Origin of the sequence: Acetivibrio mesophilus, assembly GCF_004102745.1 — a bacterium.
Classification (GTDB): domain Bacteria; phylum Bacillota; class Clostridia; order Acetivibrionales; family Acetivibrionaceae; genus Hungateiclostridium; species Hungateiclostridium mesophilum.
Map to the genome: position 1 here is coordinate 22,827 of NZ_RLII01000026.1, position 24,949 is coordinate 47,775.

The window sequence follows — 24,949 nt, forward strand, 5'->3', positions numbered from 1 at the left end:
TATTTTTAGCGTTAAATATAATACATTACAGAGGGATTTTCTTTTAATTTCTGATATTCGTGCAACAGATCCTCAAGAGAAATATTGTCAACAACTTGATCAATACTCTCATTAATTTTATTCCAGACAAATTCGTTTATACACTTTTCTTCTCTATTGACTTTATTATCCCGGTTATCTATGTCAACAACATTGAGGTTCCCTTCCAACGTGCGTAAAATTTGGCCAACAGTTATGTTAGAAGGATCGTCTGCAAGAATATATCCTCCTTGTGCACCCTTTATGCTTTTTACTATTGCAGCCTTTCTCAATATTGAAAAGACTTGCTCCAGATATGACTCTGAGATATTCTGCCTTTCAGCAATGCTCTTTACATTTACTATATCTCCTCTTGAATTAATTGCAATATCCAGCATCGCCCGTAACCCATACCGACCTTTTGTTGACATCTTCATAAATAAGCACCGCCTCCATATATAAGTAAACCTATAGTTTTAGTTAGCTAATTAATAATATAATATTTTATAAAATTTGTCAATAAGGTCTTTTATAATAAGGATTGATAAAGGTGAGTACATCTCAATAATAGGCCCACGCAAAGATTTTAGCAGCATAAGCTAACCAAAGTTAAAATCCAATATAAAACAGCACATTTAAGGATGTTACGTGAATACAACCCACTTAAATTGTGCCGTTTTATATAACACTAATTCTTTTCAACCGGCAATTCCTTCCGATTGTAAGAATATTATTTAAATTATACTATAGCATTAAATTGGAAAGTCAAAATAAAAAAGAGTGAATTTCTGTGGAAGCTTTATAAATATATTAAGACTTGGAAAATAGAATATTTATCCCTCTAAATGGCTGTTTTAATGTATTAATACTTTTTCACTTAGGAAATAAATAAGAAATAATGTTTGCAGCAGTCCCCCGGTTCATACTATTTAAAATCTTCTATCTGAATATTTATAGCATTAATGGAGATTTGCAATTCATATACCAACAATCCCAATGAAATCAACAAAAGCACTAGACTAATACCAAAAACAACATCTGCCAAAAACATAAATTCAAAAAAGATCAAGAACATGCATGCAACACAGAAGAAAAAACTCAAAGCGCCAAATATCTGCATATTTTTGATAATCACAATCCTTCTTTTTAAATTATACAACTGCCCTTTTGTGACTTCATCAGGGTTTTCTTTATATTTAGCATACAGATCGCGGATTAATTGAGCCAACACAATGAAGCGATTTGTATATGCAAGCATTAATAAGGAAATAGCTGGAAATAGCAATGCTGGTGTTGTAAGTGTAAGTTCCATATAATCATTCCTTTCAAAATTTATATATGATATATATCCAAATTAACAGTGTATAAACATGGTATATGGTATATGGTATATGTTATTGCCAGTTTTATTAAGCTTTCTAGATAAACTTAAATAAGACTGGCAATAGTTATTTGAACTCATATTTTCTTTATTGTTTTTTTCTATTCATATTGTCTTTTCCCGGATGATAAGGCTTGTCCGGTTTATTCTCTTTTTGTTTATCTTTAGCTTCTTTCTCTTTACTTTCCTCATATATCCTTTTCATCTCTTCCGTCTTTTTAATCCATTCATCATACTGCTTTTTCTGTTCTTCAGCTATTTTTTTAGCCCATTCGTCATACTGTTTTTTCTGCTCTTCCCCCATCTTCTCAATCCATTCATTATACTGCTTTTTCTGCTCTTCCCCTATCTTTTCAGTCCATTCATTATGCGGTTTTTTCTGATCTTCCCCTATCTTTTCAGTCCATTCATTATGTGGTTTTTTCTGCTCTTCATCTACTTTTTCCTTTGGCTTTTCCCAATACGGGTTCGAATTTGGGGCCCAGTAAGGGTTGCAATTGGGATTCCAATACGGATTGTATTGAAAGTACTTATCCTTATTATTGGTGTCCTTGTTATCTTGATTATTGGGTTTATCATTATTATTAGTATTATTTTTAATATCTTTGTTGTCCTTATTGATGTCATTATTAATTTTTGTGTTGCTATTGGCTTTACCGTCCTTGTTATCCTTATTGACATCATTGTTAGTTTTAGTATTGCTATTGGCTTTATTGTCCGTATTATCCTTATTGATGTCATTATTAATTTTAGTATTGCTATTGGCTTTATCCGGTTTATTGTCTCTAGCTGGGCTGATGCTATTCTTTTCCCCAACACTAATTTCTGCATCAGGTTTTTTAGTAGGTAAAGGTTCTATAGTCGGTTCACTGTTTACCTTATCTTTGTTGTTATCTTTATTGATATCCTTCAGGTTATTCTCTTCTTTGACCTTCTTTCTGTCCTTAATGGACTTCATAATTTCCTTCACAGGCTTATCCTTGTACTCGTCAGTAGTTGCCTCGGGATTGACCTCCTTAAGCTTATCAATAAGAACCAATTTGCCGGGGGATACTCCCAATTCCTTAGCCTCCTCCCGTCTCTCCAACACTACATTCTCAACAATTACCTCCGAAACTACTTTATCATTAGTAAGAGCCTTATTTGCTGTATCTCCTACTTCTTCTTTTATCTTAAGAACCTTCTCATAATTCTTTCCTGCAACTGTAAGCATGACTGCGTTTTCATCATCGCTTGTAAGAAAACCTTGTGCCACTGCACTGTCAATAATTTTTTTTACACCTTCGTCCAATCGGGAATTCTTATATGAATCTTCAATCAGCTTCTCGCCTTCAGGATTTAGTGCTTTTACATCAATAATCCTGTTATACATATTAAGGACAATTTCCAAACTGGGATTTATATCGACATTCACATAGCAGTAAGGCGTATTGTAGCTATACGCGGCAAAAGAAATACTTGAAACAAGTAATAGGACAGCTGCCACAGACATTATTTTTAATAACGTTTTATTGCTAAATCTACTCACCTTACTTGGTACATCAATTTCATAGCCGACAGTATGCTCTACTGTCTTCTCAATCTTAATAAATCGGCCGCGTTTATCAAGAGCAACAGCATAATCGCCTTCTATATCTACTATAATTGCCTTCATCATTACACCTCCCAGTTTACGTAATCCTTAATAAACTCGTAATCTCCAGTACATATTATAACTACTGCTATAATATATTTTCGAGCTCTTTCAATCGTTTTCCGAGGTATTTTCAGGTTCTGTTCTATCTCTGCAATAGGTATATATTTCTTTTGCTTTATTTTCTCAATAATATTCTGTCTTGACAAAAGAAATCTTATTATATCGGAATAAATCCTCTTGGTCTTTTTATGCTTGGGAGATATGTTAACCAGCTCAAAAAAGGATATTCCCCACTCTTCAAGCTCCCTTTTCAATTGTTGGAGTTCTAGCCTTCTATATTCACTGGCCTCCTCTTTTGAGTACTCTTCCATGGACATAGCAATACTAAGGTCAGTCTCCTCTTCCTCTTCATCCGAGTACCCATTTATATTAATAACCGTATTGTACTTTTTTTCTTTTCTTTGATAGTCTATAATTCTTCTTCTAATAACATTCTGGGAAAAAGAAAGAAAATTGCCCTTTGCGCCGTCATAAGAACGAATAGCCTCTACAAAGGCCATTAACGCAATGCTCAACTCATCGTCCTGACCATAGGCAACATAACGCCCTACCACCTTCTGTGTACAGGCAGCTATAAAAGGTTTGTATTCCTCAACGAAAATATTTATCTCATCATCATCATTTTTAATTGACTCAACCCTCTGGTTTATAGTAACAGGGTACATTTGGTTGCCTCCAAAAATGAACAGAATCATAAAGCATGCATAGCATAATTATATCAGCAAAGTTCGACATAAACAAATATACATTAGTCGGGTTTCTGCTGATACTATCCTATAATGTTACTATATACCATATTAAAATGAAAATGAAGTAATTTTTTGTAAAAATATTAAATTTAACAGAAATGTAATTTTTCTACTCTATATTGAGCTCAAATCTGTCGAACTTTACAGTCTCGACAAACTGATCCTTTGCGAAGAAGGTTTTTCGGTATCTGGCAAACTCAGAGGTATTCTTGCTAAGCCAGAGGGGAACAGGAATGTCCAAATCCCTGCAAATGCTAATCAGCCCCTCCTCAAGCAAATCCCTAAAGCTAGCTTCTTGATCATCTTTACTAAAAATAGACTCTTTTATTATATATGTTCCCTTTATTAGTCTGCCAACAAGTACCAATATCCTCGTCCTCATTCTATTAGAATTTATCTATATTATCCAATATTCATCTACTAAGAGCTTTGTCCTGCTTCCTTATCCTTAATAAGCTTGTATTCTATCGAATCCACCAACGCCCTCCAGCTGGCCTCTATTATGTCCGTTGAAACTCCAATAGTAGTCCAGACTTCCTTTCCGTCGGTCGACTCAATTAAAACTCTTACCTTTGCAGCTGTAGCCGAGTTGGAGTCAAGAACCCTAACCTTGTAGTCGGTAAGCTTCATCTCTGCAATCTGCGGATAAAATCTCTCCAAAGCCTTTCTCAGCGCCTTATCCAGTGCATTTACCGGACCCTGCCCCTCATCTGCAGTAATCTCATTCTGTCCGTCCACATTAATCTTTATCATAGCCGAAGAATTCGCTCCGCATATAGACGGCTCGTTAACCACAACCTTAAACTCTCCAAGCTCAAAAGAAGGATGATATTTGCCAAGAATTTTGCGGATTACAATCTCAAAGGAACTCTCTGCACCCTCATACTGATAACCTTCGAATTCCAGCTCCTTAAGCTTCTCCAGTACCAATTTTGTCTGCGGGGAATCCTTTGTAATAGTATTATCAATGTTATTGATCAAATGCAATACAGCGCTTCTGCCTGCTACTTCCGACATAAGGAAAAGTCTTTCATTTCCGACAAGTTCGGGGCTGATATGCTCGTATGCTACGGAGTTTTTACTCACCGCATCTGCATGCATCCCTGCCTTGTGAGCAAATGCATACTTTCCGACATACGGCGCCCTTTCATCATGTACAACATTGGCAATTTCACTCACGTACCTGGCTGTAGCCGTAATGTCCGACATACTCTCCTTAGGTATGCAGTCATAGCCAGCTTTCAGCTGCAAATTGGGTATTATTGTACAGAGATTGGCATTACCGCTTCTCTCTCCAAACCCGTTTATGGTCCCCTGAACCTGCACAGCTCCTGCCTGTACTGCCACAATAGAGTTGGCAACCGCCATTCCTGTATCGTTATGACAGTGAATACCCACATCCACGTTAAACTCGTTTACAACTTTAGAAGTAATGTCCTGGATTTCATTCGGAAACGTCCCTCCATTAGTGTCACAAAGACAAATGCTGTCCGCCCCGGCTTCAACAGCCGCCCTTAAGGCCTTCATTGCATAGTCGGGGTTAGCCTTGTAGCCGTCAAAGAAATGCTCCGCATCAAATACTACTTCCTTATTCTTATTTTTAAAGAAGGAAATGGTGTCAAAAATCATTTTCAGATTTTCATCCAATGTTGTCTTTAAGATATCGATAACCTGAAAGTCCCAACTCTTCCCGAATATAGCTATAGCAGGAGTATCGGCCTTTAAAAGCGATTTTACATTGGCGTCTTCATGAACACTTACATTCACCCTTCTCGTACTTCCAAAGGCAATTACTTTGGCATGCCTCAACTTGATTCGTCCAATTCTCTCAAAGAACTCCAAATCCTTTGGGTTGGATCCGGGGTTGCCTGCCTCAATATAGCTTACGCCAAGCCGATCAAGTCTTTCGACAATTTTCAGTTTGTCTTCGACGCTAAATGAAATTCCCTGGGCCTGAGCACCGTCTCTTAAGGTTGAGTCATATATCAAAACCTTCTTCATCTTTTCATCCTTCCTAAAAAATGCTTTCTGTTCCCTAACCTTCCTCTAAAAGAAGAAGGTTAGGAATAATTGTTCAATCTACTTATTTCTTAAGCCAGCTCATCATCTTTCTTAATTCTGCGCCGACCTTTTCCAACTGGTGTTCCGATTCATTTCTTCTGGTAGCCAGGAGCTGCGCTCTTCCGCCTGACTTGTTCTCAGTTATCCATCTTGAAGCAAAAACTCCGTCCTGAATATCTTTCAGTACAGATTTCATTGCTTTTCTTGTTTCATCGGTAATTATCTTCTTTCCTGTTATGTAGTCACCATATTCCGCTGTATCACTTATGGAATATCTCATATATGAGAATCCGCCCTGATTTATAAGGTCTACAATAAGCTTCATCTCGTGGATACATTCAAAATAAGCTATTTCCGGCTGATATCCGGCTTCTACCAAAGTCTCAAATCCAGCCTTCATAAGCTCGGTTACTCCTCCACACAATACAGCCTGTTCACCGAACAAATCGGTTTCTGTTTCTTCGTTGAAAGTAGTTTCAAGGATTCCGGCTCTTCCAGCTCCTATTCCTGCTGCATATGCAAGGGCATAGTCTTTTGCCTTACCCGAAGCATCCTGATAAACCGCAATCAAAGAAGGCACTCCTCTTCCCTCTTGATACTGGCTTCTTACTGTGTGACCGGGCCCCTTTGGAGCTATCATAATAACATCGTTTTCTGCCGGTGGAACAATAGTTTTGAAATGAATTGCAAAGCCGTGAGCAAAGGCAAGAACATTCCCTTCCTCCAAATTCGGCTTAACGCTCTTCTCGTAGATGTCCTGCTGAACTTGGTCAGGTACAAGCATCATTATAACATCGCCCATTTTAGCTGCCACGTCAGTATTTTCAACTCTAAGACCATCATCAATAGCCTTCTGCCTTGATTTAGAACCTTCGGGCAGACCAACAACAACATCTATTCCACTATCCTTCAGGTTTTGCGCATGTGCATGTCCTTGGCTTCCATAGCCTATTATCGCTACAGTTTTCCCCTTAAGCAAACCAAGGTCACAATCACTATCATAATACATTTTCGCCATTTAAAAATCACTCCTCATCACTATTCTTAGTTTTTATAATTTTATTGCCTCTTTGAATGGCTATTGTACCCGTCCTTACAATCTCCTTTATACCAAACTGCTTCAGCATATCCTCCAAAGCAGCAACTTTATCTACACTACCGGATATTTCAACGGTTAGCGTATTTTTTGACACATCAATTATCTTCGCTCTAAATATCTCTGTAATCTGCATTATCTCCGACCTGGTAGAGGCAGTCGTCCCAACCTTTATAAGAGCAAGCTCCCTGCTTACCGAATCGGAATCTTCAAGTTCTTTTATCTTAATAACATCAACAAGCTTGTTCAACTGTTTGCTAACCTGTTCAACTATGTAGTCATCGCCGTCGACAACAATTGTCATTCTTGAGACTTCCGGATTTTCAGTGACACCCACCGCGAGGCTGTCAATATTAAATCCCCTCCTGCTAAACAAACCGGCTATCCTAGATAATACTCCTGCATGGTTTTCAACCAGGACTGATAAAGTATGCTTCGCCATTTTAAAACCTCCCACTTACAATATTGATCACTCTATAGTGTCGATTCTTCCGGGTCAATCCTGCACTCGAGGAGATATGCTCCCTCGTCCGACAGCATCTCCTTTAATGCATCCTCTACCTGAGAATTGTCATCTATTCTCCTGCCCTTGAAGCCATAAGCATCAAACAGCTTTATAAAGTCAGGATTGTCTTCTAAAAATACCTGGAAATAACGGCCGCAATACTTTGACTTTTGCAGCTCCCTTACCATCCCCAGTCTTGAATTGTTGAATAAAATCACCTTTATTCCCAGCTTGTTTTGCTTGATGGTACCGAGTTCCTGCATATTCATCTGGAAACTTCCGTCTCCTTCTACGCATACCACCTTGCAGTCGGGGGATCCGATTTTAGCCCCTACTGCGGCTGGAAATCCGTATCCCATAGTGCCCAAGCCTCCGGACGAGATAAATGTCCTAGGCTTTCTCACACCCAAATAGTTCGCAGCCCATATCTGGTTCTGCCCAACCTCTGTTGTAACTATATCATCATCACCTAAAAGTTCCGTCAAAACAGACAATAGATATTTGGGATTTACAAAACCCGTGCCGGATCTTGAATCCAGTTTCGGGGCATGCTCTGACTTTTCTCTTTGAATTGTCTTTACCCAGTCATCCGTATCTCCCTTTCGGGAAATATTCACAACCTCTTCTAATACCTGCTTCACATCTCCGACCACCGGTATTGCAACCTCAATATTCTTGCCTATCTCCGCCGGGTCTATGTCAATATGAACTATTTTCTTTTTCTTTGCAATTTGCTGCGGATTGCTTATAGCTCTATCCGCTACTCTAGCACCAATGATAATCAGCAAATCCGCATTATTTACAGCATAATTTGCAGTGTATACCCCGTAAGTTCCAACCATTCCCAGGTTGAGTTCATAATCATACGGAACAGCGCCAATACCCATCAAGGTCGTAACAACAGGAATTCCGCACTTTTGGGAAAGCTCAAAAAGCTGTTGGGATGCATCGGAATTAATTACTCCTCCTCCGGCACATATAACCGGTCTCTTTGCCTTTTCAATGGCTTCGGCTATCTTCTTAATCTGAAGCGAATGGCCTTTGAAGTTTGGCTTATAACCTTTTATATCAACACTTTCCGGATACTCAAAGTTGATTTCTCTCGTCTGCACATCTATGGGCACGTCAATAAGAACAGGTCCCGGCCTTCCTGTTGACGCAATATAAAAAGCTTCCTTTAACACGCGGGGCAAATCCTTTGTGTTCTTCACCAGATAATTGTGCTTGCAGAAAGGATCCGTTGCACCGGTAATATCAGCTTCCTGAAAAACATCCCTGCCGATTAACTCCGAGTTAACCTGCCCGGTAATAGCCACCAAAGGTATTGAATCCATATATGCATCGGCAATACCTGTAATAAGGTTGGTCGCTCCCGGTCCGGATGTGGCAACACATACACCGACTCTGCCCGTTGTCCGGGCATATCCGCTGGCAGCATGAGCAGCTCCCTGTTCATGCCTGGTGAGTATATGATTTATGTTTGATTCCATCAGCGCATCATAGAAGGGACAAATTGCAGCTCCCGGATAACCGAATACAACTTCTACCCCTTCCAATTCTAAAGCCTTTACAATAGCCTGAGCACCTGAAAGTTTCATAATCGCCACCCTCTTATATAGTAAGGTATAAAATATCAAAAGCCAGTAAGTAAATTTATAAAATTAAACCCCCTCATCTCCGCAAACACGTTCTACTGTCTGCAGGGACGAAGGGATTATGTCCAACGTGGTACCACCCTGTTTCAACATACTTTTATGTATGCCCTCAGTGGGTATATTTCTTATATACCCCGACTGTAACGTGAAGTCAACGTCATTGTCTACTCCAACTTCAACAATGAAGCTCCGGAACGAGTTATACATGCATATCATGCGCTGATTCACACCATCCATCAGCTCTCTTTGGCAATTTAATGCATCTTTATTCCATCACAGCATGTATCTTATATAACAAAGAGTATAATTGATAAATATTTTATCAACGCACATACATAAAGTCAACACGTTTTTTATTAAATACCAAGTCTAATTTTAATGTATCTTATCTTTGGCATATGGGGCTAGTATTGGACTTTATCCTGTTTTTGCTCCCACTCTCTAAAAGCCTCAAGGCAGGTATCCCTGTCCCTCTGAACAAAATTCACTCTATTCTCGTCAGCTTCGCCCTTTATAACATCATATATATAATTGTCATCAAAACCTATTTTTGCGGCATCCTCCCGAGTGCAACCATAATATACCTTTTTTATCTTTGCCCAGTGAATAGCTGCAAAACACATTGGGCACGGCTCACAGGAAGAATACAGTTCACAGTCTCCCAGGTCAAATCGGGAAAGTTTCCTTGCCGCCTCCCTAATTGCAATCATTTCTGCATGGTCGGTGGGATCATTATTCTTTATGACCTGGTTGTGTGCCCGGGCAATGATCTTATTGTCCCTGACTATCACTGCTCCAAAGGGCCCTCCATGGTTCTGCCTCATCCCTGACATAGCCTCTTTAACAGCCTCTTTCATAAAATCGTCCATAGATTTTCTGTCCTATCCTGAAGTTTTTCCGGTTCTTGTCCGACAAACCTTTTCTTATACTTAATATTACCATAATTAAAAGCAGATTGGTATATCCTTGTGCGTTATTTTTCTTAATAAATCCTAAATCACTACCCTATTTTCATTCTTCCCCTCAATTTTGCCTATACCATAGCCATAGCAAAAGGATTGATACATGCTAGATACAATCAATGCACGCAGATATTCCCTTTCTGCCTCATCAAGGCCTATGTCCATAACCTTAATAAAGTCCTTTATTTTGTCGGATGCAATCTGCACCATAGCTTCCCTAGTGCCGGTAAACTCATTCAACAGCTTACTTCTGCCCTGCCTTAGATATGCTTTTATCATTTTCTCAAAATTATTTTTATCTTGTATTTTTCTATTTGTATTCATCAATAGCTCCTTCCATGTAAAAATGATGTTCTATCAATGTAAGTCTTTCCACTTTTACATGGAGGATATACCAAAAAATGATGTATAACTCATTAAAATAGGCAAACTGCAATGTTTTCCTATCTTGTCACAAGTCCGTCTTTTTCCTTTGCGGAAAGCTTGATTTGGACGGTCTCAGGCTTACCGTTGCTTATATGCTTAATGGTCACAACATCTCCAGGCTTCTTAGAATAAATAACGCATCTTAACTGCATCATCGTGCTTATTTCCTCTCCGTCAATCTGGGTCATGATGCACCCCACCCGTATTCCGCTTTTATAAGCCGGTCCGTTTTCGTCTACATTTGCCACATACACCCCGTTCTGAACTTTGACACTCCCATCAATATACGGAATAATGTCTTTGTCATAGGCAAAAACCCCGAGGTAAGGCTCAATAAATTCTCCTGTATTCGCATATTTGTTGATTATTGGAATTGCCACGTTGATCGGTACGGCAAACCCTATTCCTTCTGCACTGGCCACCTTTACCGTATTAATTCCCACCACTTCTCCCCTAGAATTTAAAAGTGGTCCGCCACTGTTTCCGGGATTTATGCTGGCATCGGTTTGAATAAGGCCTTCCATATAATTTCTTCCCTGATCGGTATCAATCTCTATGGTTCTATTCAGCGCACTGATAATACCTGATGTAACTGTTCTCTGGAACTGAAGCCCTAGGGGATTGCCGATAGCAATTGCGGCCTCTCCAACCTTAAGCCTGTTGGCATCTCCCAAGGGTATTGTAGGAAGCCCCTCCGACTCTATTTTTACCACCGCCAAATCCAACACCGAATCGGACCAGACAGTTACTCCGTCCATATTCTTTCCATCAATCAGCGAGACAATAATTCTTTTGCTTTTTCCTCCCGCAACATGGTGATTTGTGAGAATATACCCGTCAGGACTTACTATTACTCCCGAACCCACACCCCACGTTTGGGCTGCATTGGCATCAAATATTGAACTGCTGTCCACCTTAAGCACAGAAATGCCCACTACAGCCCTTGATGCATTTTCTGCAACACTTTGTATTGTATCGGTTTTTGCGTTTATGTCATTCGACTTTTCTGCTACAATCTGCTGCGGACTTGGCATTTCAATACCCGTACCACCTTGAGGCGTTTGAGGAGTCGTATTTCGATTTCTAGTTATAAAGCCTGTAACGGCAAAAATTAATAAAAGTCCAACGCCCAAAGATGTCAGAAGTGATGTTGTAAGTATGGTGAAAAAACCATTTTTCCCTCTGCTTTTATCAAACATAATACCATCCTTTTAGAGTTTTTATTTCTATTATTGCAACAAAACTCTAAAAGAATTCAAAAAACAGACTTTTTTTGAGGAATTCTATGAGTTTTCCTCTATTGTCCGTATAATTTTTTTGACACTCTTTTCAAACTTCGGCCTAGGAAGCATAACCTGATGCTCACAGCCAAGACACTTTATTTTAAAGTCTGCACCCACCCGAGTTATTTCCCATTGCTTGCTGCCACATGGATGCTGCTTTTTAAGCTCAACAATTTCTCCTATGCAGTACTTATGCTCCATGTTATTCTCCTCCTTCTGTTCCATCCAATACTACTTTGTACCTGTCAAAAAATTCTATATTTTCTCTATCAAATTCTTCTTTCACCAGTTTCCTTATTCTTCTTTCCACTCCCCAGTGCTCGCCGGGAACTGTTTTCGCAGTAATTCTGAGCGTAAGATTATCCTTCCCCAGCTCTGTAATGCCAAGCACTCTAGGTTCTTCAACTATAGTGTCAAACTCCTTTGAAACGCTTTTACAAACCCTGTCCGCGGTTTCAAAGGCTCTGTTTATGTCTACTTTATACGCTAAAGGAATATCAACAATAACAGTTTTGTTGCCCCTTGAATGGTTTGTTACTTTTTTTATCTCCCCATTGGGTATGATGTGCAAATCTCCTCTAGAATCTCTTACCTTTGTTACTCTCAGCTCAATCTCTTCAACGAATCCCGTCCTGCCCTCCAATGTCACATTGTCTCCAACGCTATACTGGTTTTCAAATACAATAAAGGCACCGGATATAACATCCTTAATCAAACTTTGTGCTCCAAAGCCTACAGCTATACCTCCTATACCGGCGGCAGCCATTATTGACTGAAGATTCAGTGCATTTGTTAGAAGAGTAAGAATTGCCACTCCCGAAAGAATATATACAGTGTACCTAAATATGCTTACCAAAAGCGTAGACATGGTATCAATTCTTTTTTCGTCAGGCTTAAGTTTAAAGGACTTTTGCTTTTCTAGGGCTTTTTTTATCATTTTACTGCCAAACTTCACCAACAAAAAAGTAATAACAAGTATCGCAATTATTTTTGCTATCAAAGCCACCGGGTTATAAAGCCCTCCCAGAAGCGCTTGTAAATTCTGAGGTATATCAGTTATCCATTGTATAATATCATTTTCCATTTTCATTCACCTGTTTCGGAATAATAATAAACTGCACATATTGCTTCTATATATTTTATATTAAACACATTGGGAAATGCAACGCTCTATAGTAGAACATTTTGCTTCATAATGCGACAGGTTTTAAGGAAATACTTTGCATGTTTTGTCAATACATGTTAAACGTTTTTTGCTCATGTTCTCAAAATAGAACACTTTTAGGCTTGTTTTGTAATATCCACAAGATATATAATATAAACGAAGATGTAAGGGAAATGTTTTTTTCCCTCTCTAATACCAGTCCCGTAGTTATACGGGTTTTTTTTTGCGAAAAAAAATACACCCTACTAATTAAATGGACGAATATTAAAAAATCAAAAGCTCGGGACATCGAGTCCTTTCGCTTTTACCTCTTTCATTTTACTCCAAGAGGCCAAATAAAAGCAGCAACGGATTTCAATTCCGAAGCTGCTTCTTATTATCATCTTTTTTGTATAATCAATCATTTTGAAATTTCGACAAGGACTTAATAGCCATAAATCCTAAGATGAATGCAGCTATGGACATCAGTCCAAAACCTATCCACCAAGGTGCACCCGCACTTGCAGGAATTGCAGGTAATATTTTGTCTTGAAAAATCTCAGTTGTGGAGCCAAGTACAAATCCTATAATCGCACAATAGGTCTGATGAGGAAATGTATTTAAGGTCCATTCAATTGGTTTTGTAATCAGGAAAACTCCGATTAACGTTGCAACTCCCAATATACCTATGTAAACAATATCAAACCCGGTTATTGCAGCAAGCATGGCATCATACATACCCAGTACCAACAGCATATGAGAGGTACTAATGCCCGGAAGCACCAAGGCCAAAGCAATTACAATACCGGTAATCAATATCATCAAATAATGAATAATTCCTGATCCGGAACTAATATTGATACTTCCTACTGGAATAAATCCAATGGATATCACAACAAGGAAACCTAGCAAGAAATAAATAACTGAAGATATTCTTAAAGAGGATTCCTTCGTCTTCTTATATAGAGCAGGAATGCCTCCGACTACCGCGCCTAAGAAAAACACGGATACAGGCAATGGAAATTTCTCCAGCATCCATTTTATCAAAAATGAAAGGGAACAAATACCGGCACCGGCTCCAATACAAAACTTCATTAAAAATAATATATTGCCTTTGATGTCTTTTAAGAAGTTACTGATTGAACTAATCAACTTGTCATAAATACCCAACAGAATAGCCATGGTACCACCACTCACTCCGGGAACGCTCATAGATGAGCCTATGATATATCCTTTTAACATTATAAGTAAGTCATCTTTAAACTTATTCTTCATCTACATAAACACACCTAATAGTGTGTACACCTCCTTTTTATCTATGGCACTGATGAAAATTATATCATCATATATTTGATATGTAAATATCCATTTCCCTGACCATTATTTCGCCTTTACCTCGGCATCAATTATTCTAGTAAGGTCAATACTGCCTCCGCTTTTCTTTACCTTATTTATGGTTTTGTTGATATAAGCATAGAGCTTTTCTTCAAAAACCTCCTGAGTGGTTTCCTTATTCTCAATCATTGCCAACCCTTTTTCCCAACTGGCCGTAAGGGATGGACTCAAAAGCTCTTTCGCCGTCCTCCTTACCACCTCAACTATGGCCTCCCCCTTTATGGTAGGAGTTACCACCTGGGTCTTAGAATTTATTCTAATATAACCTATATCCTTCAGTTTCTTAATTATGCCGGCACGAGTAGCAGACGTGCCGATTCCAGAGGTTTTTATCTGCTCTCTCAGCTCTTCATCCTCTATGAACTTACCCGCTTTCTCCATGGTAATTATCAGTGAACCGTCGGTATATCGTGAAGGAGGCTTGGTCTCTTTTTCCTCAAGTTCAAAGTCCTTAACCTCTGCTGCTTCATTTTTTGCCAATAGATGTATGGGTACTTCCGTCAATTCCTCATCCTGCTTTGCTACGCTGACCTCGTAAACCTCTTTCCACCCTGCTTCTTTAAGGGTTTTGGCATTGGAAACAAAAATTTCCTTATTCACCGCCGTCTCCACCCGGACTGTATTGTATACTGCCGGAGGAAAGAAGATTGCCAAGAACCTCTTTACAATAAGGTTGTACACATTTCTTGTATTGTCATCCATACGGGCAGTTTCGGCGGTTACATATGTGGGTATTATTGCGTAGTGGTCCGTAACCTTGCTGTCGTCAACATACCTTTTTGTAGACTTTGTGACCTTAAGGTCTCCCATCTCCTTTATCTTTAATACATAATCTTTGTATTCTGCATTTTTATAAAGTCCGTTCAAAACCTTAGGTATCTCCTCAAGAACATCGGTCGAGAGTACTCTGCTGTCAGTCCTTGGATAGGTAATCAGCTTTTTTTCATACAGCCCTTGCGCGATTTCAAGAGTCTTGTCCACAGGAAGTTTAAACTTCTTGTTTGCCTCCGACTGAAGCTCTGCGAGATTAAAGAGAAGGGGAGGCTGTTCTTTTTTGGTCTTTACTTCAACCTTCTTTATTTTTCCCGGATGACCTTTAAGTTCTTCAATAACCTTCTGTGCTTCCTCCCGGCTTATATACTTTTCTTCTTTATCTGCTTCCTTGCTATCTTTTTTATCCTGAGGCACCCACCTGCCTTTATATAAAAGATTGCTATCACAGGAAAGAAACGATGCCGCAATACCATAATGTTTTTTGGGAACAAAATTCCTTATCTCCTGCTCTCTATCCACCACAAGTCCCAGCACGCATGTCATAACTCTTCCAATTGCTATAACGGAGGACTTGCTCTCCTTTAAAAGGTTAGACACCTTTCTTCCGTACAGGCAGGTATAAATCCTGCTGAAATTCATCCCAAAAAGCCAATCTTCTTTAGCCCTGCTATAGGCAGCCTGAGCCAGAGAATCATACTCGCTTATATCCTTTGCGTTGCGAATACCTTCTTTTACAGATTCTTCAGTCTGCGATGAAATCCATACTCTTCTTGCGCTTTTATTGCTCCCGCTCTGTTCATACACAAGCCTGTAAATATATTCACCCTCACGGCCGCTGTCGGTGCAGGCATATATAAGGTCTATATCTTCTCTAAGCATTAGAGTCTTTATGGTCTCAAACTGTTTCTTGACCCCTTGGTCGTCAATGACAATATACTTGTATTCTTCAGGAATTATTGGGAGATGCTCCACCTTCCACTCCCGGTATTTGGGATCATAGGCATCAGGATATGCCATTGTGATAAGATGGCCGAAGCACCATGTTACCACTGAATGCTCCGACTCGGCATATCCTCTGCTTTTATCCTGCTTTGTAATATTCATGCCCAAAACTTCTGCAAAGCTTGCAGCCACTGAAGGCTTCTCCGTAATGTATAGTTTTTTACCCAAATCATATCTCCTTATATATCAATTTTTCCACTAACCTCTTCAGCATTATTTATTTTACAGTAAATAAATAGTTGCTTCAACCGGGCAAAAGTCCGCGGACACCTTTTGTTTAGTTGTTTATTTACAAAACCACCAAATGTCCCCTCGTCTTAATTCCTCCAATACCCTTATTTCCGGATACGGTCAATTTGCTGAGCTCTTCAGGAGTCACAAAATACTTATTATCTGTAAGTGCAACCTTTTCCGACACAATGGCAGGGTCTAGAGCGTTTATATTTATTCTTCCCGGTGAACTTGCAAAATTCGCTCCCGCCTGCATGATAGCCTCAAAATACGATTGGCATGCCCCCGCAAATATACATAATTTATCGTAATCCGGTTGATATTTTCTAGCTTCCCTGACACATTCAACAAAGTACTTTGAGTTTCTGTAGCTGTCAATGGAATTAGGATTGCTCCCTTTCTTTAAGCTGTCGTGACCGGTTACCACAAGTATATCCGGTTTGGTCTCCATAAGAGCCCGTCTGATAATATTGGGCTGTTCACTCTCATCCGCAAGGTATTCACTAGATTTGATTCCCGCTTCCCTGTAAAGATTTCTGCACATATTTAGATAACTCTCACTGGAATCAATGTGAAGAACCTTTCCGGGCTTCTGCCGGGGTCTGCCAAACAAGAAACATCTACTGGCAGGCATAGCCCTGTACGCATTACTCCTTGCTCTTACCAAATCTCGTCTCAAATTCATGCGTACACTTCTTGGATCTTTCTTTATCAGATCATCACCATAAGCATCAACAATTATCCTGTAAAACAATCCGCTTAGAACATAGACAGGCTTGGCAGAATCCCTATTTTGTATATCAATTACCGTAAAGTAGATATCCTGACCGTGAGATTTTCTTGCTACTATATCTCCCACATTTAATATTGACATAATAAACCCCCTAAAAAGATATTTGCATATTGCATAATATGCAAATAAATCTTCCTAGGAGGCTTGTTAACATAATTAATTTTACATGTTTGACTTTATATAATAATATCCATGAACTATATATAAACCGCAGTCGTATCTTTTCTAATAGTTAAGCAATTTGCAAATAACCGTTACGGCTTCCGCTCTTGTAGTGAGGCCCTTTGGATCAAAGATATTGCCCGGCTTTCCAACCATCAACCCTTCAGATACCACAGCCGCCACTGAATCCAAGGCATATCTTGAAATATTACTGCCGTCGGCAAAAGTTAGGCTTTTTCCCATCCCCTCGGTACTTTCACCCTGCTTTTTCTCCAAAAACTTGGCAATAACGACTGCCATATCCTGCCGGGTTATAGATTCATTCGGGGCAAAACTTCCATCAGGTCTCCCAACAATTATACCAAAGGTTGCGGCAGCAGATACACTCTTGTAATACCAGTCTTCTTGAGACACGTCAGCAAAATGCAATTCCCCTTCCCTGTAAGGAATTTTCAAGGAATTAACAATTATCTGCGTAAATTCCGCTCTGGTTATAGGTCTTCCGGGCATGAAGCTTCTTTCATCCAACCCTTTAACAATACCTCTGTCAAAAAGCTTGCGAATATATTGTTCCGCCCAGTAGCTCTGGGGCACATCATCAAAAAGTTCACCCTTTGTCTCACTTGGAGTGAGCTCATTTTCCTTGAGCAAATCCTCCAGTGATGAGAAAAATGGGTTTCCACTTTTATCGGGGGTTGGTGTGGGCAACTGCAACGCTTTAAGGAGGATATTTATGCGGTATACCTTTGTGGTTTTTCCATCCTTTGCAACAACCTTGACAACCAGTTCGTTTTTGCCTTCCTTAAGCCCGATAGCGTGGGATATATTTCCGTTTTTAATAGAAACACCATTTAAAGTAATTGTAGCTTCCTCATCTGATGCATATGCAATAACGCATACAAACCGGGTATCCTCCTCCACCACTGCCTCGTAATGCAGTGTATCCGGATTAAAAGCCGGTTTAAGTTCTGCTCCTGTCACTATAAGGTCAGAAAGATATGGGCTAATTTCCACCTCAAGGGTTGGTGTCGGCGTCGGTTCTGGTGTTGGTGTTAGTGTTGGTTCCGGCGTTGGTGTTGGCGCTGGTGTTGGCATCGGTATTGGTATCGGTGCTGGCGTTGGTTCCGGTGTTGGTGTTGGCGCTGGTGTTGGCTCCGGAGTTGGTGTTGGACTTGGTGTCGGACTCGGCGTTGGTGTTGGGCTTGGTGTCGGTGTTGGACTTGGCGTCGGGCTCGGCGTTGGTGTTGGACTTGGTGTCGGGCTTGGTGTTGGTGTTGGACTCGGTGTCGGGCTTGGTGTTGGTGTCGGTTCCGGCGTCGGTGTTGGACTTGGTGTCGGGCTCGGCGTTGGTGTTGGACTTGGTATCGGGCTCGGCGTCGGTGTTGGACTTGGTGTCGGGCTCGGCGTCGGTGTTGGCGTCGGGCTCGGCGTTGGTGTTGGACTTGGCGTCGGGCTCGGCGTTGGTGTTGGACTTGGCGTCGGTTCCGGCGTCGGTGTAGGACTTGGTGTCGGTTCCGGCGTCGGTGTTGGACTTGGTGTCGGTTCCGGCGTCGGTGTTGGACTTGGTGTCGGTTCCGGCGTCGGTGTTGGACTTGGTGTCGGGCTCGGCGTTGGTGTTGGACTTGGTATCGGGCTCGGCGTTGGTGTTGGACTTGGTATCGGGCTCGGCGTTGGCCCCCCCGTAGCCTCTAACATTATATCTAAAGCATCAATAATTCCCTGGGTATTGTTTTTAAATACAACTTTTATCGTATGGGTTCCCGGAGTCAGCCCCAGTATACTGTAGGCTACAATCTGAGAATTATAGTCGGTTGACCCATCCATAGCCAACGTCTTCATAAATACCCCATCAATATACACATCTGCATCACTGTTGTCAGTATGTTGTGGAGCTATAAAATTTACTCCTGTCCCAGTAAACGTATACTCAAAATAGTCGTCTCCATCAGGTGAAGTAAACTGATGAATATCATCTAAATAGTCCCCTTTATCCCTTCCCGAACTATAATTCCAGCCGCTGCTGTAAACTATCCCCGAATCCGAATCATTTATCTTTGTTACAGTTCCTGCTAAAGTTCGTACCTCATTAGCACTCAATGCCCTGTTAAAAATCTGGAAATCATCTATCATCCCGCCAAAGTATGAATTCGACTCACGGGACTTCCCAATATAGTTACTTGCCGTAGTACCCAGCAGTTTTGAAGGTCTAATGGTAATGCTGCTGTTTCTACCAACCTCGACTCCATCAATATACAAAATTCCTGTGCTTCCGGCCAAGACCATTGCCACATGTTTCCAAACCCCTGGAGACAATTCTATATCCGACACAATTTCTTTAGCCTGACTTTCGCCAGACTCGGTTATTGAAACCTTAACCTTTCCATCATTATTGACTGTAAAACGCATATATTTGTCGTTCTCTTTGCTAAAATCAAATATCGCCTGCCCATTCCCCACAGCATCAACCTTTACCCATGTAGCTATGGTAAAATTATACAGCAAGTTAGTTATTCCTGCAGGAAGAGTAACAAAATCATCAACTCCGTCCAAAGACAAACCATTTCCGTTTCGTCCCGGTACAATACCGGCCCCCGAGTTTAGTACCGCATTGCCATAATTGCCTCTATAGTCTTTTGATTGATCCGGCAAGTTTTTGACAGTGTCATCAAACATATACCATGCACCGGTTTGCCTGCTTGCATACATATTAGGTTCAATTCCTGAAACCAACTGATTAGCTATGTATACGGTTACTTTATCCCACAGTGTGTAATTTTCAGCGGAACCATTATAAGAGTAGTCATTCGTCTGCATATTTTCTATAATTTTCTCCTTACTGAAGCCTACTCCCACTATAACTGTACCATCCTGCTCTATAGTCCCCGCAGAATCGTTAAATCCAATCTCCAAATAATAGTCGGCCGTATCAGTCGGCATACTCATTTTAACAAAAGTACCGGTTGTAACTCCAATTATATCCTCTCCGGCCTTTTGCGAAGTATAAACACTATATGTCTGGACTTCTTCGCTGTCCAAACTGTCCAGCGTATAATAATATCTAATCTTCACATCCTTCAAATTGATTTCAGATGGACTTACGTTGGTAATGCGAAAATTCGGAGATGTAACAGTTGAATATTCTCCCCTGTTACTGTTATAAAACTCCACCTTTAGCGGTGATTCCTCCGCATTCACCTTATAAAATGTTCCTTCCCATATTTCGGTAAAAGGCATCCCACTATTATAAACAAGCAAAATTGCTGCTATTACTATAATGGAAATTATAGTTCTATTTAAATTTAGAGTTTTTCCGCTAGTTCTTTTCATTTTTAATCTGCCTCCATGCCGATTTGTTGCAGCAAACACATGATGGATTCCAAAACATCATTTCCTGCTTTATATCAAATAATCCAATTAATAGGCTTGATTTGTAAGAACCATTGGAAAGCCGATATTGCAAATCAGCCTTATCTGTAACTTTTATGCACCCTATACTATTCCACTTTTTCTGTTTGAAACATTACTAAATTTCAATGTAATCGTTACATTTTTAAGACATTTTAAGAAAAAAATAAAAATATGAACTGTTTGTCGAAAGAATATTAACACAACATCCACAAATAAGCTTATATTATTATTATACAATAATTAAAGCAACTACACAATATACATAAAATTTCTGTAATATTTCTGCCCTGTTCCATCCCCCTGATTAGGACCTATTATTTTAAGTCACAGATTGAAAAAGTGTTTTAAAATCTTTATAATATAACTAATTAAAGTGTTTTATGGAGGAGAAAATGGCAAAGAAAGTCACAATGGAATTTATTGCAAACCAACTGGGCATTACAAAGAACACTGTCTCACTGGCCCTTAGAAATATGCCCGGTGTAAGCGAGAAGACCAGAAACGAGATTCTTCGGACAGCTGAAAAATACGGTTATAAATACAAAAAATCCAATACCAAAAATAACACCGGTGATTCAAAAACAGAGAGTATCTGTCTTATGCTTTCAAATGATACAAGGAATTCTGTAGGGTTCTTTTCATTCATTCAATACGGTATTGAATCCGAAGGCAAGCGAAATGGTCTAAATACAATACTTTACTGTTTTGATGATAACAAAGAATTTCAACCCCCGGTTTGCATAAGAGATGGCATTATTTCCGGAATAATAACTCTTGGACGTATTTCCAGAAAGACCGTAAATTCCATTATTGACCTTAATCTCCCCCTTGTAATAATAGATGATTTTTTTGATGATATAAGAGCCAGCTATATACTAACCGACAACCTTTCAGGCGGTTATATTGCTACAGAGTATTTAATCAAATCAGGACATAGGGATATAGGATTTTTTGGAGATGTATTCGCATCCCCAAGCTTTTTCGATAGGTACATGGGATACTTGAAAGCCCATGTCCAGTACAATATCCCTATCAATAATTCCTTTTCAATCATTGACAAAAACATGTCAACACTGCTTCACGACAGCGTTGATAAAATTGTTGATGAATTAAAGAAAATTCCTCAGCTTCCAACAGCTATGTTTTGCTGCAATGATTTAGAGGCAATCTCTCTCTATAAAGCATTTTCCGCAATGGGTATATCCGTTCCCGACGATATATCAATTATCGGGTTTGACGATATAGAGTCTTCAAAAAGTGTTTCTCCGGAGCTGACAACAATGCATATCTACAAAGAAGCAATGGGAGAGCGCGCAGTTAAAAAGCTTATCGACAGGATGAACGGACATGAATATATTGAAGAAAAAATACTGTTGCCGGTTTCCCTTGTCGAAAGACAGTCGGTAAAACAAATAGGTTGATTAGGACGCTCTTGGAGACGGTGCCGGAGCCAATGGCTTGGGCGGGTGAGGGGAGTTTTTCTCGTTTACATAATCCAAAATATACTTCACAAGAGGAACCTGTGCCTGAACTATCGCTTGATTTCCAAACATTACGTTAAATTCAAAGAAATAAGGATGTTCTCCAACCATCGCCACATCAAATCCTGCGTAGTCAATACCAAGATTTGAAGCCACATCCTCCACCAGTTCGATCACTTCCCTCGGAACAGGGGAGAAATCAATGCTTCCTCCTTGGGCAACATTATTTTTAAAGCTACCTTGCTGTCCAATTCTCCAATACGCAAACACCACTTTTTTTCCTACCAGAACCAACCTAATATCTCTATCTATAGGCAAATACTCCTGAAGGTATAAAATCTCATTTCTTCCCATATAATCCTTTAAATCTTTAGAATTTGAAATAAGATGCACACCTTTTCCCATGGAATTTCGGACCTCTTTTGCTACAAACGGGAAATCGAATTGCTCCATTATAATCTCTACATCGGTATTTGAGGGTGCAATAAGAGTATATGGCAGATGCTGCGGTGCAAATGCCTGCAAAGCCCTTGTCATCTCAACCTTGTCGTGCCCTAGGTGATAGGTGTTGATGCTGGGAAAAATGTTTTTCTTCCATACATAATGAAGAAGATTTACCTGCCAGTACTCCGGGAATAGTACCCAGTCTGCTTCTTTAATTACATCCTTTTTTGCAAAAATCAACTCGGGTTTTATATAGGTAACATCAGGAATCCCTAATGCACGAAACGGATCAAATGTAATAAACCTCATAAATTCCCCCAATAAACATAATATGATTATAAATATTAATCTCTTTTTTTTCTGGAGTCAATATAAATTTTTAACTGTTGAATTTGATATTATTACCTTTTGCAGGTCCTCCCACTTATTTTGAATAAAAGTATCGGGTTGCTGCAGTATCAAAACTTTTTGAGTAATCATAAGTATAAATATTGCTTATTTATTAAATATGATAAATTTCGATATTATATATGCAATAGTAATGATACAATAAAATATGACACAAATAAAATCTAATCTGTTTTAACCTTTTATCTGGGGGGCTATTAGTGGAAATCAACATTAATTTTGTGTTGGAAGAATTAAAAACCCGGGAGATCCTTACCCAAAAAAATGTATTGGACATAAAAAACTATATTTCAGTACATTATCCGAAGCATTCTCAGCAAAAGAGAGCTGCAATCTTTGCTGATGCAGTAAATAAAATAATTAATAAAAACATATCCTCAATAAACATAACCTATAGAGATGAAATAACAAAAACTCTTCTTAAAGAGACCGTAAAGAAATATCCTTTTACAATTAATGCCAACGACATCTATCAGGCCTGTTTAGGCAGCGGCTTTAGAGAAGACAGATTTATAAACGAAGTTTCCCAATGGTGCGGAAATATACTGGAAAAACCTTATATAAAAGACGCACTGAAAGATTACACACTAAAATTAATTAGCCTTAAAGACAGCCCCGCTACAGTAGATAAGCCAGTTAATAATTTAGAAAACGATGCCAAAAGTGCCCCTTTGGATCATGATAATGCTATAGAACCCATGGCAGAAAATATACCAGAGCCAGCTGATGAGACAGTTGAAGAGATCTCAATTTCCGATGAACCTACTGCTGAGCTTAAAGATACAAGCAATATCCCCGATACATATGAAACTAGCAGTATTAAAGGTATTCTCGACATAAAGAAAATCGTAATTGCTGCAGCGGTATTGATCCTGATTATTGCTTCTTCTTGCATTACCTTGGTCAGAAATCTGACCAAAACCAATACTACTGTACAGCCAAGCAGTTACGAGGCAAGCCCATCCCCTTCCGCCGTCAGCGTTTTTAACAATTTGAATATCCCGGATGACCTTTACTCAAAAAACACCATTTTATCCAGCTTGGGCTACTCCGTCGAACTTCATAAGGATGTCCCAAAGCACAAAAAAGTGCTGTATCTTACCGCCACAGCCTATGACCTTTCCTATGAAAGCTGCGGCAAAACCCGGGAACATCCGGCATACGGAATTACATATACCGGTACAAGAGTTAAATTGGGAAGAACTGTTGCAGTTGATCCCTCAGTAATCCCCTTAGGAAGTGAAATGTTTATAGTATTCCCTGAAGAATACAGCCATCTAAATGGAGTTTATATTGCAGAAGACACCGGTTCCCTTATCAAGGGCAACAAAATCGACATATTTTTTGGAGAAGACAATCCTGGCGAATCCATAGTAAATGAATCCGCCATGAGATTTGGAGTACGAAAAGTGTATGTGTACATATTGAATTGATGAACCAACTTCCATAAGGCTTTATGCCCTACTCCTCATCTTCTTTAGTTGCATGAACTGTGCCATGAGGATGGTTTGGCGGTGCATAGATGGAATACAGTTTTATCGGTTTATCGCCTGTGTTTATTAGATTGTGCCATTTTCCTGCAGGTATGATGAATACATAATCATCATATACATTCCTTTGGAAGTCCAGATTGTTTTTGCTGTCCCCCATCTTAACAAGCCCCCGACCTTCTTCAATACGTATGAATTGATCAACATCAGGATGCATTTCCAGACCAATGTCTTCTCCAACGTTAATACTCATTAATGTAACTAAAACTTCGCACTTATAAAAGTCCCTGTGCACCTTGAAAATTCAATATTATTTGGTGATAAAAATGGCATGAGACCTTCAACATTGGTATAATTGAGTTGAGAGAAACAATCAAACCAAATG

21 protein-coding genes, 1 pseudogene and 1 other annotated feature are annotated in these 24,949 nt (G+C 39.5%); of the genes and pseudogenes, 2 read left to right on the forward strand and 20 right to left on the reverse strand.

Annotated elements, in window-relative coordinates; all coding sequences use genetic code 11:
• Window positions 1–11 precede the first annotated feature (11 nt).
• The 18 genes from EFD62_RS14345 to EFD62_RS14435 form a co-directional block, all read right to left on the reverse strand.
• Window positions 12–455 (reverse strand): RrF2 family transcriptional regulator, encoded by a 444-nt coding sequence (locus EFD62_RS14345; protein WP_069195497.1) that lies wholly within the window; start codon window positions 453–455, stop codon window positions 12–14.
• Between the two features lie 488 nt (window positions 456–943).
• Entirely contained in the window at window positions 944–1,330 is a 387-nt protein-coding gene (locus EFD62_RS14350) for a DUF2721 domain-containing protein (RefSeq protein ID WP_128706340.1), read from the reverse strand.
• A gap of 157 nt (window positions 1,331–1,487) precedes the next feature.
• Window positions 1,488–3,056 carry an anti-sigma factor domain-containing protein gene (locus EFD62_RS14355; protein ID WP_235832663.1) on the reverse strand — a complete coding sequence of 523 codons (1,569 nt, stop codon included), beginning with the start codon at window positions 3,054–3,056 and terminating at the stop codon, window positions 1,488–1,490.
• A complete protein-coding gene (gene sigI, locus EFD62_RS14360; protein WP_069195494.1) occupies window positions 3,056–3,760 on the reverse strand; it encodes an RNA polymerase sigma factor SigI in 705 nt (234 codons plus the stop codon). Before sigI ends, EFD62_RS14355 begins: the two co-directional genes overlap by 1 nt.
• 193 nt (window positions 3,761–3,953) lie before the next feature.
• Window positions 3,954–4,211 (reverse strand): hypothetical protein, encoded by a 258-nt coding sequence (locus EFD62_RS14365; protein ID WP_069195493.1) that lies wholly within the window; start codon window positions 4,209–4,211, stop codon window positions 3,954–3,956.
• Window positions 4,212–4,264: 53 nt separating this feature from the next.
• Window positions 4,265–5,845 carry a citramalate synthase gene (gene cimA / locus EFD62_RS14370; RefSeq protein WP_069195492.1) on the reverse strand — a complete coding sequence of 527 codons (1,581 nt, stop codon included), beginning with the start codon at window positions 5,843–5,845 and terminating at the stop codon, window positions 4,265–4,267.
• 82 nt (window positions 5,846–5,927) lie between these two features.
• Window positions 5,928–6,923 (reverse strand): ketol-acid reductoisomerase, encoded by a 996-nt coding sequence (gene ilvC, locus EFD62_RS14375; RefSeq protein WP_069195491.1) that lies wholly within the window; start codon window positions 6,921–6,923, stop codon window positions 5,928–5,930.
• Window positions 6,924–6,930: 7 nt separating this feature from the next.
• Complete coding sequence (ilvN, locus tag EFD62_RS14380) at window positions 6,931–7,443, reverse strand: acetolactate synthase small subunit (protein ID WP_069195490.1); 513 nt, start codon at window positions 7,441–7,443, stop codon at window positions 6,931–6,933.
• Window positions 7,444–7,475: 32 nt separating this feature from the next.
• Window positions 7,476–9,104 (reverse strand): biosynthetic-type acetolactate synthase large subunit, encoded by a 1,629-nt coding sequence (gene ilvB, locus EFD62_RS14385; RefSeq protein WP_069195489.1) that lies wholly within the window; start codon window positions 9,102–9,104, stop codon window positions 7,476–7,478.
• Window positions 9,105–9,204: 100 nt separating this feature from the next.
• Window positions 9,205–9,447: a binding site (T-box leader), on the reverse strand.
• 118 nt (window positions 9,448–9,565) lie between these two features.
• On the reverse strand, window positions 9,566–10,030 hold the full coding sequence (locus tag EFD62_RS14395; protein ID WP_128706342.1) for a nucleoside deaminase: 465 nt from the start codon (window positions 10,028–10,030) through the stop codon (window positions 9,566–9,568).
• A gap of 123 nt (window positions 10,031–10,153) precedes the next feature.
• Window positions 10,154–10,447, reverse strand: coding sequence for a hypothetical protein (locus EFD62_RS14400; RefSeq protein WP_069195486.1), 294 nt, complete (start codon window positions 10,445–10,447; stop codon window positions 10,154–10,156).
• Between the two features lie 119 nt (window positions 10,448–10,566).
• The gene (locus EFD62_RS14405) at window positions 10,567–11,748 is read right to left on the reverse strand and encodes a S1C family serine protease (RefSeq protein WP_069195485.1); all 1,182 of its coding nucleotides are present in this window, start codon (window positions 11,746–11,748) and stop codon (window positions 10,567–10,569) included.
• Window positions 11,749–11,832: 84 nt separating this feature from the next.
• On the reverse strand, window positions 11,833–12,033 hold the full coding sequence (locus EFD62_RS14410; protein WP_069195484.1) for a DUF951 domain-containing protein: 201 nt from the start codon (window positions 12,031–12,033) through the stop codon (window positions 11,833–11,835).
• 1 nt (window position 12,034) lies between these two features.
• A complete protein-coding gene (locus EFD62_RS14415) occupies window positions 12,035–12,916 on the reverse strand; it encodes a mechanosensitive ion channel family protein (protein WP_235832664.1) in 882 nt (293 codons plus the stop codon).
• Between the two features lie 477 nt (window positions 12,917–13,393).
• A complete protein-coding gene (locus tag EFD62_RS14420) occupies window positions 13,394–14,251 on the reverse strand; it encodes a DUF368 domain-containing protein (RefSeq protein ID WP_069195482.1) in 858 nt (285 codons plus the stop codon).
• A gap of 105 nt (window positions 14,252–14,356) precedes the next feature.
• Window positions 14,357–16,315 (reverse strand): DNA topoisomerase 3, encoded by a 1,959-nt coding sequence (locus tag EFD62_RS14425; RefSeq protein ID WP_069195481.1) that lies wholly within the window; start codon window positions 16,313–16,315, stop codon window positions 14,357–14,359.
• 121 nt (window positions 16,316–16,436) lie between these two features.
• On the reverse strand, window positions 16,437–17,252 hold the full coding sequence (locus EFD62_RS14430) for a sporulation peptidase YabG (protein ID WP_069195480.1): 816 nt from the start codon (window positions 17,250–17,252) through the stop codon (window positions 16,437–16,439).
• 144 nt (window positions 17,253–17,396) lie between these two features.
• Window positions 17,397–20,660 carry an S-layer homology domain-containing protein gene (locus EFD62_RS14435; RefSeq protein ID WP_128706343.1) on the reverse strand — a complete coding sequence of 1,088 codons (3,264 nt, stop codon included), beginning with the start codon at window positions 20,658–20,660 and terminating at the stop codon, window positions 17,397–17,399.
• Window positions 20,661–21,133: 473 nt separating this feature from the next.
• Here EFD62_RS14435 and EFD62_RS14440 point away from each other — a divergent pair, with 473 nt between their 5' ends.
• Window positions 21,134–22,162 (forward strand): LacI family DNA-binding transcriptional regulator, encoded by a 1,029-nt coding sequence (locus tag EFD62_RS14440; RefSeq protein WP_069195479.1) that lies wholly within the window; start codon window positions 21,134–21,136, stop codon window positions 22,160–22,162.
• On the opposite strand, the gene EFD62_RS14445 is transcribed toward EFD62_RS14440, so the two are convergent.
• The gene (locus EFD62_RS14445) at window positions 22,163–22,975 is read right to left on the reverse strand and encodes an ATP-grasp domain-containing protein (protein WP_069195478.1); all 813 of its coding nucleotides are present in this window, start codon (window positions 22,973–22,975) and stop codon (window positions 22,163–22,165) included.
• A 299-nt stretch (window positions 22,976–23,274) separates the two neighbouring features.
• On the opposite strand from EFD62_RS14445, the gene EFD62_RS18100 reads away from it, so the two are divergent.
• Window positions 23,275–24,507 carry a 3D domain-containing protein gene (locus EFD62_RS18100; protein ID WP_128706344.1) on the forward strand — a complete coding sequence of 411 codons (1,233 nt, stop codon included), beginning with the start codon at window positions 23,275–23,277 and terminating at the stop codon, window positions 24,505–24,507.
• A 28-nt stretch (window positions 24,508–24,535) separates the two neighbouring features.
• On the opposite strand, the pseudogene EFD62_RS14455 reads toward EFD62_RS18100, so the two are convergent.
• A pseudogene (locus EFD62_RS14455) lies at window positions 24,536–24,826 on the reverse strand (cupin domain-containing protein); the annotation flags it as partial.
• Window positions 24,827–24,949: the final 123 nt, after the last annotated feature.